This window comes from Segetibacter sp. (assembly GCF_025963695.1).
In the GTDB taxonomy this organism is placed as follows: domain Bacteria; phylum Bacteroidota; class Bacteroidia; order Chitinophagales; family Chitinophagaceae; genus Segetibacter.
This window is the reverse complement of the sequence record NZ_JAOQAH010000060.1, coordinates 1-13,105: the sequence shown is the minus strand read 5'-3', so window position 1 is coordinate 13,105 and position 13,105 is coordinate 1. Positions and strand designations below refer to the sequence as shown.

10 protein-coding genes are annotated in these 13,105 nt (G+C 38.5%); 3 read left to right on the top strand and 7 right to left on the bottom strand.

The window, feature by feature from the left end:
* Positions 1–267 precede the first annotated feature (267 nt).
* On the top strand, positions 268–837 hold the full coding sequence (locus JWR87_RS10040) for a DUF922 domain-containing protein (RefSeq protein WP_297819131.1): 570 nt from the start codon (positions 268–270) through the stop codon (positions 835–837).
* Positions 838–880: 43 nt separating this feature from the next.
* On the opposite strand, the gene JWR87_RS10035 is transcribed toward JWR87_RS10040, so the two are convergent.
* The 7 genes from JWR87_RS10035 to queG all read right to left on the bottom strand — a co-directional run bounded on the left by JWR87_RS10035 (position 881) and on the right by queG (position 8,474).
* On the bottom strand, positions 881–1,984 hold the full coding sequence (locus JWR87_RS10035; protein ID WP_297819130.1) for a Gfo/Idh/MocA family oxidoreductase: 1,104 nt from the start codon (positions 1,982–1,984) through the stop codon (positions 881–883).
* Positions 1,985–2,122: 138 nt separating this feature from the next.
* A complete protein-coding gene (locus JWR87_RS10030) occupies positions 2,123–2,992 on the bottom strand; it encodes a pirin family protein (protein ID WP_297819129.1) in 870 nt (289 codons plus the stop codon).
* A 168-nt stretch (positions 2,993–3,160) separates the two neighbouring features.
* Entirely contained in the window at positions 3,161–5,068 is a 1,908-nt protein-coding gene (locus tag JWR87_RS10025) for a DUF294 nucleotidyltransferase-like domain-containing protein (RefSeq protein WP_297819128.1), read from the bottom strand.
* On the bottom strand, positions 5,065–5,760 hold the full coding sequence (locus tag JWR87_RS10020; protein WP_297819127.1) for a 3'-5' exonuclease: 696 nt from the start codon (positions 5,758–5,760) through the stop codon (positions 5,065–5,067). The genes JWR87_RS10025 and JWR87_RS10020 overlap by 4 nt, the downstream gene beginning before the upstream one ends.
* A gap of 197 nt (positions 5,761–5,957) precedes the next feature.
* On the bottom strand, positions 5,958–6,632 hold the full coding sequence (locus JWR87_RS10015; RefSeq protein ID WP_297819126.1) for an HAD family phosphatase: 675 nt from the start codon (positions 6,630–6,632) through the stop codon (positions 5,958–5,960).
* 169 nt (positions 6,633–6,801) lie between these two features.
* Complete coding sequence (locus JWR87_RS10010; protein ID WP_297819122.1) at positions 6,802–7,053, bottom strand: hypothetical protein; 252 nt, start codon at positions 7,051–7,053, stop codon at positions 6,802–6,804.
* A gap of 497 nt (positions 7,054–7,550) precedes the next feature.
* Positions 7,551–8,474 carry a tRNA epoxyqueuosine(34) reductase QueG gene (gene queG, locus JWR87_RS10005; RefSeq protein WP_297819119.1) on the bottom strand — a complete coding sequence of 308 codons (924 nt, stop codon included), beginning with the start codon at positions 8,472–8,474 and terminating at the stop codon, positions 7,551–7,553.
* 92 nt (positions 8,475–8,566) lie between these two features.
* Here queG and JWR87_RS10000 point away from each other — a divergent pair, with 92 nt between their 5' ends.
* Positions 8,567–10,579, top strand: a complete 2,013-nt coding sequence (locus JWR87_RS10000; protein ID WP_297819116.1) for a transglutaminase domain-containing protein — start codon at positions 8,567–8,569, stop codon at positions 10,577–10,579.
* A gap of 2 nt (positions 10,580–10,581) precedes the next feature.
* Positions 10,582–12,492, top strand: coding sequence for a DUF3857 domain-containing protein (locus JWR87_RS09995; protein WP_297819113.1), 1,911 nt, complete (start codon positions 10,582–10,584; stop codon positions 12,490–12,492).
* The last annotated feature ends 613 nt before the right edge of the window (positions 12,493–13,105 follow it).

The following is a 13,105-nucleotide window of genomic DNA, read 5'->3' as shown; positions in this document are numbered from 1 at the left end:
TTAAAGCTATTTTGCATCGTCAAAAGCAACGTTCTAATACTCTCTTTTATCATGATTGCCGGTTCTTTCGCTGTTGGTAATGGCCGTTGCCTTCTTTTATTTTTTGCAGGAGCTTTCTAAAACATTAAAATATTATTAAGGTCTGTTTACAATACTGGTAATTTAGTATTATGCATAATAATCAGGTTGAAAAGATTAAGACGCGCGGAAGTTGTTAGACTTCATTTTGTAACGATAGCATTAATAATTAGATTTAAGGAGGGGCAAATGAGACTTGTTCTAATCGCTGTTATTTTATTTATCACAACGGGAGTTTTCGCCCAGGAGGGCATTCGATGGAGGGACAGCCAGCAATTGACCTGGGATGACTTCCTCGGTAAGGTTAATGATACAAGTAGATATGATGCCGAATGTTACGCCGAGATTCGTTACAACTATAAATTCTATACTGAAGGAGATTTTGAATTTGAGGTTTATGCCAGCTTCGACAAAAATAGCTCGTGGAGCCGTAGACAGAAACAGTGTGAGGCTTTACTAAAACATGAGCAGCTTCATTTCGATATCGCTGAGCTCTTCGCTCAAAAATTGAAAAGGGAGTTTGACTCGTATAGTTTTACTGCTACTGATAGTTACGATACCCAAATCCTTGAACTTTTTAACCAGAAGAAATCTGAGTACCAGGCAATGCAACTTCAATACGATGAGGAAACAAACCACTCCTTAAACAAGGCTAAGCAAAAACAGTGGGATGATTTTATTTATCTAGAACTAAGAAAACTCAGGCTTTCACTACAGCTTGCCCAAAATAATAAAAAGGATACAGGAAAAGCTGAATAATGCCTTTTCTATATCCTTTCAATCTTCTTGCCGCTTAGAACTCCTATAATTTAATATCCACCTTTTTACCGGTTCTTGCTGCTAAATATAAGGCATCAATTATTTTCAAGTCTTTTAAACCTTCTGAACCATCTACAGGCACAACAGGTTGTTTTCCATTAAGAATAATATCTGACATCTCATCCATTTGTACTGTCTGGTGAGTAACATGAGGAAAGTTTAATTCGCCTTTGTTGGTACGGCCTTTAATAGGACCATAGCCAGTAGATGGATTTAACTCAGCAAATCCTTTTGTACCATTTAAGAAAAATCGATCAAGATTGTTCATACTATAAGTTGATAAACAAGAGGCTACAGCTCCGCCCGGGAAGCCTAACTGAAATTGAATTGTTTCATCAACTCCCTCTTTAAACTTTACGGGATCCGTTTTGGTTTCCTCTGCTGTCACCCAAATCGGGTCTTCTCCAATCATATATCTCGCTCCGTTAATGGAGTAGACGCCAATATCCATCATAGCTCCGCCACCGGCTAGTTGCTTATTTAATCTCCACTGCGTTGGGTCTCCTATGGTAAAGCCTGATAACCCCTGGAAAAACATAATTTTCCCAAAATCACCCGCATTGCGCATCCTGATGATCTCCAAAGTATTCGGTTCAAAATGCATACGATACCCCACCAACAATTTTACATTTGCCTTTTTACAAGCATCTACCATCTCCTGTCCGTCTTTAGCATTTACCGACATTGGTTTTTCGCAAATCACCTGCTTGCCCGCTTTAGCTGCCCGGATAACAAAATCTTTGTGCAATGAATTCGGTGTAATGACATAAATAGCATCGATGTCAGGATTGTTTTTAACCTGGTCAAAGTTTTGGTAGCTATAGCAGTTCTTTTCTGGTATGTTGTACTTGCTTTGCCAGTTTGTAAGCTTTGAAGGCGTTCCACTGATAGCTCCAACCAACTTCGCTTTTTTGCATGTTTGCATAGCATCAGCAACCCGTGTGCCATAGCTTCCAAGGCCAAGTATGGCAACCCGAAGCAACGGTCCCTGGTACACTTCAGTGCTTGCTTCCACTGCTTTCGGAAAAAAAGGTACAACAATAGACGCAGCGGCAATTTTTTGTAAAAAGTCCCGACGTGAGTTCATAATGGAAGTTTTTTTAATGTTGAAGTGAGTAAAGGGTACAAGTTATGTCTAAAAATAAATATGCGTTGTAAATAAATGCCACATTTCGGAAGCCCTATTAATCGGCTCTAGACGAAAAATTAAACCCCGATACCACTACTAATCCAATAACGCCTGCTCATCTCCGAATTTGCCGTTTTTCATGTCATCATAAGCCTGCATAATTTCCTCTCGCGTATTCATAACAAAGGGACCGTAGGCAAAAAAAGGTTCATTAAAAGGAGTGGCATACCCAAATAAAATAATTGAGTCTGCTGTTGCCTTCATTTCAACGGTTTGTCCATCACGGTTAAATTCTACAAGATGATGTAGTCTTGCGATGTCACCATTTACTTTCATTTCACCTTTAACAATGTATAAAAAAATGTTTTGTTCTTTCGGTACCTGCGTGGTGTATTTACCTCCTACCTTAAAATACATATACGAAAGGTGGATATCTGTTAATGTGTTGAATGGTCCTTTTACATCATTCCATTCTCCTGAAACAATATGGGCTGCTACTTTTCCATTGTCATATTCAGCGACTGGTATTTCAGTTTTTTGTAATCCAATGTACTTTGGCTCTGTCATTTTATATTTAGCAGGCAAGTTTACCCAGAGCTGTAAAATTTCGAGCGGTCCGCCTTCAGTTTTAAATTCAGGAGAAGATATTTCAGCATGTATCAAACCTTTGCCGGCCGTCATCCACTGTACACCGCCTTCTTTAATTACACTTACAACACCTGTTGTGTCTTTATGAGTCAAGTCGCCTTCTAAAATAAAAGTAATCGTTTCAAAACCCCGATGTGGATGAGGGCCAAAAGGCAAACCGTTGTTATTTGGTTCGTACTGCTGCCACCCATGATGATTTAAAAAGATAAAAGGATCTATTAGGTTCATAGGTACAGTATGGGTAGGCATTGCCCTATATGTAACAAGATCACCTATTGGCTCACAGACTGCTTTGTGTTGGGCTTTGATTGTTTTCATGATTTCTTATTTATAAATTGATTAAGAAACTGCTGCTTTTATTAAGTCCGGATTATCAACCTTAAAATTAGTTAAAGATATTTTTATAGTTGAACTGGAACGGGCTGTTGCTCATGATGCAAAAAAGATCGAAATAAAAAAGTAGTGATTAATAATTATTGAAAAATATTATCCGAACAGATTATTAGTAAAATAAATGCGAATCCTTGACTGGAAGTTTGTTATTGTCTTAAAGATCTCTATTAATGTTCCCTGCTCAATCTTCGTCAAGGCGTTCAAGTCAATATAATTGTCAGGATCTTTTTTATCATTCATAATTTGGTTTGCCTGGCTTTTCAAACGCATGCTCATCAAAAAATAATAAGACTGCTTCAGTTCATTAAAGGCAGTTTCCGTAAATACATTAATTTCTTTAAGCGCTTTAAGTCGTTCCCCGGTATTCACTTCAAAAATTCTGTTTTGAAGTGAATATACTCTCACCAGGTCTACAATTGGGGTCATTGCTTTTTTAATGTCAAAAACTTCCTGAGAGCCAACAGTGGTGGTACGAATGTTTTTAAAAAATGTTAATGGAGGCTCATATTGCAACGCATTTTTTGCCATGAAGTAAAACAGCTTTTCCAACGGTTTTTGTAACTCCTCGTCCAGGAACGTTTTAAGTTCGTCCATCAACGATGCTTCACCATATATATACCGGCAATCAAAGAATGTAGAAAATTTTATGGCTGTTTCGGCTAATGCGTCTTCTATCCAACTAGCGTAATTTCTTTTCCAATGCGAAAGGGAGTGCGTCCAACCAGGATTTTTTGCCATAAATCCACCTTCGCAAAAACTAAATCCAATATCATTTAATCTTCCCGACACCTTATCTGCAAATTGTAAAAAGTACGCTCTTACTTCTTCGCGGTGTTCATTCGCTTTGTCTTCATAAATAATGGCATTGTCCTGGTCGGTTTTAAGTGTTTGCTCTTTTCTACCCTCACTTCCCAGTACCATAAAAACAAATTTTGCCGGTGGCATTCCCAGCTCATCTATTACTCCTTCTATAACTTTTATTGCTATGGTATCGGCCACTGTTGTTATTACCTGGTTAGCTATTTCTGCATTCACACCTCTTTCAAGCAACTGGGTCACTATCTCAGGTACTTTTTCCCATTTTCTCTTCAGTTCGTTTACTGTAGACGCCGATTTAACTGACTGTATAAATATCAATGGTGACTGCGCCTGTTCACTCAATAACTTATTACGACTTTGAAACCCTACATATTCACCCTTATTTTTTATTAATAGATATCTTGTCTTTGTTCTAAACATCATAAGTATCGCCTCGTAAACATACGCGTCTGTACTTATCGAAACGATCGGTTTATCTATAATACTTACAACCGGGCTAGTGGCATCTGACATATTTGCTACAACCTTATCACGTATTGTAATGTCTGTAACAAAGCCGGCTATTTTACCACTCTCATCGGTTACAAACAGGCAGCTAACCTTATTTTTCGCCATCAATTTCGCCCCTTGATAAATGGGAGTGGAGCCGGGGCAGGAAACAATGTCGCGATATTGAATGCTTTCAATCTTTTTCGAATACAATTGGTCCGCTGCTATATAACTCTCTTCGAAAAATGTTGGGCGTTTTACAAAATGAGCAAATTCGTCATCCAACATCCTCTTTCCAAATTGAGCAGTAAAGTAGTGGAAGAATTTTTCGAACGTCATGCACAACTCAACAAAATCCTTACGTCCTAAAGCATACACAACGGTCCCTTTTTTTGCTACCGCGGTTTTTAGAGATCGCTTTCGGTTTAATAAAATAGATATTCCCCCATAAGAAAAACAAAAGGTATGATGCTCTATGTATCTTTTATTTTGGGCGCTGTCGTAGAAGAACGATTCGTATTCACCTTTTGCAATAATATCAACCCTGTTCATTTTGGTTACTTCCTGTTGATATATTACCGTTTCCTTATTGTATTTTATTTCTTCCAATAAGCCCGAAACTTCCTGCAATACATCTTCAGGTAATAAATTAAAAGGAGCGGTTTCTTTTAAAATCTCTACACGTTGGTTCATAAATAACAGATTAAAAGTGTCATTGAGATAATAATAAGCATTGGTAAAAGGCAACCATCCCGAGCCGGCACAGTTACGTCTTTTGCAACTTCTCTTTGCTGGCGTGCAATTATTTCTTCAGCTATTTCGCCACGTTTTATTAATTCAAAAAAACAGGAGGCTGTTGCACGTGCATCTACTATTGCATTATGGTGATCTTCGAGCGTGGTATCGAACAGGGTTTTATACAATTGTTCTAACCTCAGAAATTTTACAGCAGGGTTTTTAATAAGACCGGTAGACCCAAGCATTGTGCAGAAAGTCGCTTCTTTTTTTATTGGATCTTCCAGTCCTTCACGAAAAAAATCGGCACCCAGCATATGAATATCGAACTGCATAAAATGGCCAACCACAAGCGGCTTAAATTTAATAAGGTCATCTGCAAGCAGCTTTAATACGTCTTTCCTGTTTTCACCTTGAGCATCTAAAAATTTTCTTGTAATTCCATGTACTTTAATAGCCGAATCTGCTATTACAAAATCGTTATTTTTTATGTAGTGGTTCTCTGCTTTTACTTCTTTCTGCTCCTTACTATAAATAACCCATGAAATCTGTACACAGTGGGGCCAGTTCCCAGGTGTATTATAAGGCAGCTTCCAGTTTTTAGGAAGTCCGGAAGCTTCTGTATCAATAAATAAAACGTACTCTTTCACGGCAAAAGTTAGAACTTGAAAGCTGTTTTTCGGTCTAAAATGGTTTTACCTCTTTAACTAACGAGGTGAACGATCATTTATGCTGCATTGCATGTTGTGCTTTATAAGAGATGAATGTATGGCTTTACCCGTTTGTTTTCCATTGATACATTGTTGCGTCGCATTACGTTCATCGGTAAACCTTTGTGCATCTTTTTTCAATCGTGCTTATTGGCATCGTTTAACAATTCAGAAAAAAAAGGATCAGCATAATCTTTTACAAAAGCGACGATATTATTGTACTGCGAAAACGCTTCCTTTTCATGCATCGTAGTTAGAACAACTGTTTTCATGCCTGCATTTTGTGCTGCCTCAACACCTTTGGGAGCATCTTCAAATACAAAACAGTTTTCGGGCGGTGTATTTAATAGGGTAGCAGCCTTTAAAAAAGTTTCAGGATGAGGTTTACTGGTAGTTACGTCGTCTGCACTTACTATTGCGGAAAAGAAATGCCGTATGTGCAGGTTATCAAGAACAAAATCTATATTGAAAGGAATAGCAGCTGAAGCAATAGCCATTTTTATATGCTTACGCTTTGCTTCTGCTAAAAATTGATTTAGTCCGTCTATAAGTTTTAACTGGGGGAAGAACTCTTTCTGGTAGCGTTTTTCTTTTTCTATGGATAAAGCATCCATTTCTTCTTCTGTAAATTTATTATCTCCAAATACCCTTATCAATACTTCAGAGTTTTTTCCATACATCTCTTTTCTCACGGCTTCTATTGATAAGTTTGCCTTTAAGTCGTTATTAAGAATATTAAACCACGCTCGTGCGTGATATTCCATATCGTCAATCATTGTTCCATTAAGGTCAAATAAAATAGCTTTATTCATAAATAGGTTTAAATAAGATAAGCAAAACCGGCAGGCAAACGATACATAAGAAAAAACCCTTCAGGTAAATGAAGGGCCGCAAAGATATAAAGATGTGGATGGTTACTAGTACTTGTTAAAAAGTCAGGCACAAAAGCTCCTAGCTAATGGCTAACAGCCGGCAGCTTTCTTACTCTTTCTTTTTCCTGGCCTCGTTAGCTTTATTAATAGAGTTCTGAACGTTCATCGCAGCCGTGTCCGTACTAATCACGCTGCCATTGATGATGCCATCCGGGTGCTTTGTGGTATCTATTGCGGTTGGATTAGTAAGGCCAGGATCATTAGTTGTAGCGCCGCTATCGGCATTACTATTTGTAGAACCGCTACCGCCACAGCTTGTAAGTGCAATAAACAGGGCCGAAGCCATTATGATTTTTCTCATTGCTGATCTTTCTGGTAATATATCAATTTCGCTGCCAACGTTGTAGTAAGAGCTAATCTGCATATATCTTCTATAGGTAGTAAGTTCACTTATTCTGTCCCCCCTTTAAGACCTTACTTTTTCTTTGGCCATAATTTTACAACGGGCGAAAAAAGCTTTTCAATGAGCCATAATACAACAATGAAAAAACTACCGATGAGATATCCGATAAAACCAGGCAGTTTTTTTAAGGGATTTGAAATCATTACTGTAAAAGTTTGAGACTGTTATAAAGTTACTTTTTTTAAAAATCAGAAACAATGGCAACTTTTGAATTTAAAAGCTCACCCCCCTTAATTGTTGCTAATAATTTAAAGAGCTTGTTGTTTTAATTTGTTGAAGGGAATGTATTTGTGGGATGAATAGAACTTTAAAAGTACAAGAGTGCGACGCAACCGCTGTTGCGTAAGAATTATAAAGGCTGGTACCAAATGAAATTATCATACCCAACCAATGCGTTAACTTTTAATAAAGCGCAGATTTCTTTTTATACCTTCAAACCTTCTTCTTTTGAGGGGCGAATTTTTGAAGATGAGTTTAAAGCTTTCTTCTGTGAGATCTTCCCAATCGTTGCTGCTAAAATTTAATACCTGTGGGAGAGGGGTAAACTGGGTTTCGTTGTGTGGTTTGCTGAAACGATTCCACGGGCATACATCCTGGCAAACATCGCAGCCAAACATCCAGTCGGAGAACTGGGATTTTAGATGCTCGGGTAAAAGGGCATCTTTTAACTCGATAGTAAAATAGCTGATACACTTGCTGCCGTCTACTACTTTATTCTCTAGGATAGCATCGGTGGGACAGGCGTCTATACATCGGCGACAACTGCCGCAATAATCTTTTGCAAAGGGATCGTCATAACTCAATTCAATATCGACAATAAGTGTAGCAATAAAAAAGAAAGAACCGGCCTGCTTATTTAAGAGGTTGCCATTTTTGCCGATCCACCCAAGCCCGCTTTTAGTAGCCCATGCCCGTTCGAGAACGGGCGCACTATCTACAAAGCCACGACCGTTGATTTCCCCGAACTCCTGCTTCATCAACAACAACAATTGCTTCAACTTCTCTCTTATCACTTCATGGTAGTCCTGGCCATACGCATATTTAGCAATTTTAGGCACTTCCAGGCTTTGCTGCTGATGGGGGAAATAATTAATTAAAACTGTGATTACACTTTTTGCTCCCGGTACCAACTTAGTTGGATCTGTTCTCAGATCGAAGTAGTTTTCCATGTACTGCATTTTGCCGTGCATACCCTTTGATAGCCAAGCTTCTAAACGCCGGGCATCGTCGTCAAGCTTTTGGGCGCGAGCAATTCCGCAATAATCGAAGCCTAATTGGCGGCATTTGCTTTTAATCCATATAGTACGTTTTTCTATCAATTAATTTCCTTTAGTGCAATATAACCTGGTAAAAATAGTTCTTGTATTTGCTACAAATGTTCATCAAATTTCTACAACCACACCTTTAAAAAATGCGAAAGTTTATTAGGGGCCTTTTGTTGCCCTCCCTTTTGGGTTTATCTATTACCGGGTTCTCACAAAAAGCAGTAGTCAAGTTTGGTGATATAAAGCCATCTGACTTTTCTCCTACAGCATATGCTGTTGACAGTAGTGCAAGCGGTGTTATTTTGTACGACGTTGGCTCTTCTACCTATCAAGGAAATACATCGGGCGGTTTTTCGATTGCCTTTAAAAGACACACGCGTATCAGGTTACTCAATCGTAACTCATTCGACCTTGCAACCATATCTATTCCGTTGTATGCATCAGGAGCCGCTGAAGAAAGGATTGAAAGCCTGGAAGCAAGCACCCACAATTTTGAAAACGGGAAAGTGGAAACTTTTAAGCTGGACAAAGCTTCGATCTTTAAAGACAGGCTAAACAAAAATTATACAGTTAGAAAATTTACCCTGCCAAACATAAAAGAGGGCAGCATTATCGAGATAAAATACAGTTTTGTATCCCCTTATCCTGGTGATTTGCGTTCATGGAATTTCCAGGGAGCGTACCCGGTTGTATGGAGCGAATACCAGGTGTCCATTCCCTCAGTGTTTAACTTTGTGACACTCACACAGGGCTATACTCCTTATAAGGTAGATGAAGGTTCAGTGGGAAACGAGATCTATAATATTTTAGACGGCGATATAGCAAGAAAAAGTGAACTGTATTCATTTAGAACAAGTACCGTGAACCATAGATGGGCGATGGAAAATATTCCTGCGCTTAAAAAAGAAAACTTCACTACCACTTTAGATAATCATATCTCTAAAATTGCTTTTCAACTATCCAGGGTGAAATATCCTAATTCACCGGAGAAAGATATAATGAGCAACTGGAATATGGTATGCGAAGAGTTGTTGAAAGACGAGGACTTCGGCGCCAACCTTGCCCAGAACGCAAGTTACTGGAACGATGAATTAAAGAAAATTACTGCCGGTGCTACCACACCCATGGAGTCGGCAAAAAAGATTTTTGAATTTGTGCGCGACAATATGAGTTGTACAAATTACAGTGCAAAGTATTTGTCTAACCCTTTGAAAAAAGTATATCAGACTAAAAATGGTAATGTAGCCGATATCAACCTATTGCTGACAGTGCTCCTAAAGAACAAAGGTTTCGATGCGCGTCCTGTTATGCTTAGCACCCGCGATCACGGTAAGGCACTGGAAGTTTACCCCATATTAGAAAGGCTGAATTATGTAATATCAAAAGTTATTATTGGCAATGAAAGTTACCTGCTGGATGCTTCGCAAGACAAGTTAGGTTTTGGTCATTTAGACCTTGATTGTTATAACGGCTACGCCCGAATAATTGATAAAGATCTTCCGGAACTAATTAACCTAAGCGCAGATTCAATACATGAGAATAAGCTGACGACAGTTTTTATTATAAATGATGAAAAAGGTGGATTAAAAGGAAACTTTGTTTCTTACCTCGGCGATTATGAATCTGCGAGATTTCGCGAGAAGATTGTAAAAACAACCGCAGAGACATTTTTTAAAGAAGTAAAAAAAGGCTTTGCGTTTGATGTTGACCTGTCTAATCAACATATCGACTCATTGAAAATCTACGAGGCACCGGTAACAGTCAGCTACGAGATTAGGTTTAAGCCGGAAGATGAAATGATATATTTAAACCCCGTTTTTGGCGAAGCTTATAAAGAAAATCCTTTTAAATCAGCAGAACGCCTTTACCCGGTAGAAATGCCGTACGCAATGAACGAAACCTTTGTATTGAAAATGGAAATTCCCAAGGGCTATGCAATAGAAGAATTACCAAAGTCAAGCAGGGTTAAATTTAACGACGATGAAGGTATGTTTGAATATCTCATAGCTAAGGATGAAAATGAAATACAGTTGAGGTCAACAGTAAAGTTGAATAAAGCTACTTTTTTGCCTGACGATTACCAGAGCTTAAGAGACTTCTTTGGTTACATTGTAAAAAAGCATAGTGAACAAATAGTACTGAAAAAAATTAAGCCGTAAACATGAGGACGAAAATATTATATACGCTGTTGCTGTCATTTTTTGTATCGCTGTGTTTTGCCGGCGAAGACAATAAGTACGCTGTCGCTAAAATAGATCCTTCACTATTAAAAGATGCTTCTGCAGTTAAACGTGTAGAATACGTGCGTTATGAAATAAAAGATCCGGGTAGCGCGGTTTATTATTATAAAACAGCCGTAACTATTTTAAATGAAAATGGCGACAAGCACGCAGGTTGGTCAGAGGGCTATGATAAGTACACCGCTATTCGCTCCGTTGATGCTTCTTTGTACGATGCAGAAGGCAAAAAGATAAGGTCATTAAAAAATGCTGAAATCAGCGATCGTACTGCTACCAGCGAGAGTAGCCTTGCGGATGATAACAGGTATAAAAGCCACAACTTTTTTTATAAGGTCTATCCGTATACTGTAGAGTATGAAGTTGAAATAAAGAGAAATGAACTAATGTTTATGCCCTCGTGGATGCCGGTGGAAGATGAGGAATACACGGTAGAGAGCAGCATCTTTGAAATTGTATGTCCGCTTGATTATAACATACGTTACAAGGCTTTTCATTACGATAAAGAGCCGGTAATTACAGGTGCAAAAGAGAAGGTGTATCGTTGGGAAGTTAAAAATCTTTTGGCAGTAAAGGATGAGTATGCCGGACCTGAGTGGCAAAAAATAACTCCAACAGTAATTGCAGGAGCTACAAATTTTGAGATAGACGGCTTTAAGGGAAATATGAGTAACTGGAAAGAGTTCGGAAAGTTTGTGTATAGTTTAAAACAAAACAGGGACAATTTGCCTGCCGCCATTAAAACAGCTGTTCACGAAGTGGCAGACAAGGAGCCTGACGTGAAAAAGAAGATCGCCATTTTATATAACTATATGCAGAAAAATACAAGATATATAAGCATACAGTTGGGCATTGGCGGATGGCAGCCTTTTGATGCTGCATATGTTGCCGAAAAAAAATACGGAGATTGTAAGGCGCTGACCAATTACATGTTTTCATTGTTGAAGGAAGCCGGAATAAGATCGGTATATACCCTGGTTAAGGCGGGTACTTTTAAAAGATCAATTGTAGAAGATTTTCCCGCCCAGCAGTTCAACCACGTTATCTTATCGGTGCCCATGCAAAAAGATACGGTCTGGCTTGAGTGTACAGATCAAACTTTACCGGCAGGATACCTAAGCGGTTTTACAAGTAACAGGTACGCACTTATGGTAGATGAAAATGGAGGCCACCTGGTTAAAACACCCACCTATAATTTTAACGACAATCTGCAGGTAAGAAAAGTTAGTGCAACGCTCGACGAAAATGGAAAGTTGAATGCAGATATTGAAACCCAATATTCGGGCATGCAGCAGGACGACCTTTTTTCGATGATAAATTCTTATTCAAAAAAAGAGCAACTTGAATATTTAAAAAAAGAGATCGATCTGCCAACTTATGATATTACTTCTTTCGATTACAAAACCATTCATTCTCAAATACCTGCTATCGATGAAAAGCTAAACGTAGTTGCAGAAAATTATGCCCAGGTTAGTGGTAAGAGAATATTTATTCAACCTAATCTTTTAAGCAAAACAACATTAAAACTAAATGATGCCGAAAGGCAAAACGATATAGATCTTATTTATGAATACCGCGATGTGGATACGGTAGAAATTGCTTTGCCTGCAGGTTTTGTTACCGAAGCGCTTCCACAACCGGTTGCTTTTACAAACAAGTTCGGTCAATATAAAATCAACTATAAAGTTGATGGAACGAAGGTTGTGCTAACCCGTTTGTTCGAAAGAAAAGCAGGCAAGTTTCCTGCAAGCGACTATAAGGAACTGGTTAAAATGTATGCGGATATGTACAAAGCAGATCGCGGTAAAGTGGTGGTGGTAAGAAAAGAAGGTTAGATATAACAGTAAACATTATAACCTAATTACATAAAAACAAAAAAAGCGTCTCATCATTTTGAGGCGCTTTTTAGTTTATCTGATTTTTGTGGAGTGAGCATTTTACCTGATGTCATCATCGTTGCGTCGCACACTTCAGCTGACCTCTTCGAATTCAGCCAGGATAAAATAATTTTATTGTAACAACAGTTCTTGCATAAGCGGCATTAGCCGGTGCGGTGCCAGGCGAAGTCATTTGAAAACATGCGCAGCAGTTTTCAAATGAAGCGGGTGAGTCCCGTTGTAAGAACGAAGCCCGGCGGCGTGAGCCATATAACTAGCAAATGAAGTTGTTTGCAAGAAGCAAACTTTTAAGCCCGAAAACATTCGCCCGTTTAACACATCCATTCAGCCTGTCTAAGTTTTAAAAACTTCCACTCACATATTCATTCAAACTATGCTTAGTCCCTACTTAAAAAAAAATTAAGCAGGAAGCTTTTGCTCAAGAATATATTTTAGATTTGGACAGAATATCTAACAATTGCAATAGCACCATGAAATTTACCCCCTTCTGTTTTATTTGTATTCTCCTTTTTTCTAATGCTGTATTAGCACAAAATCGTAAAGGCTGGCA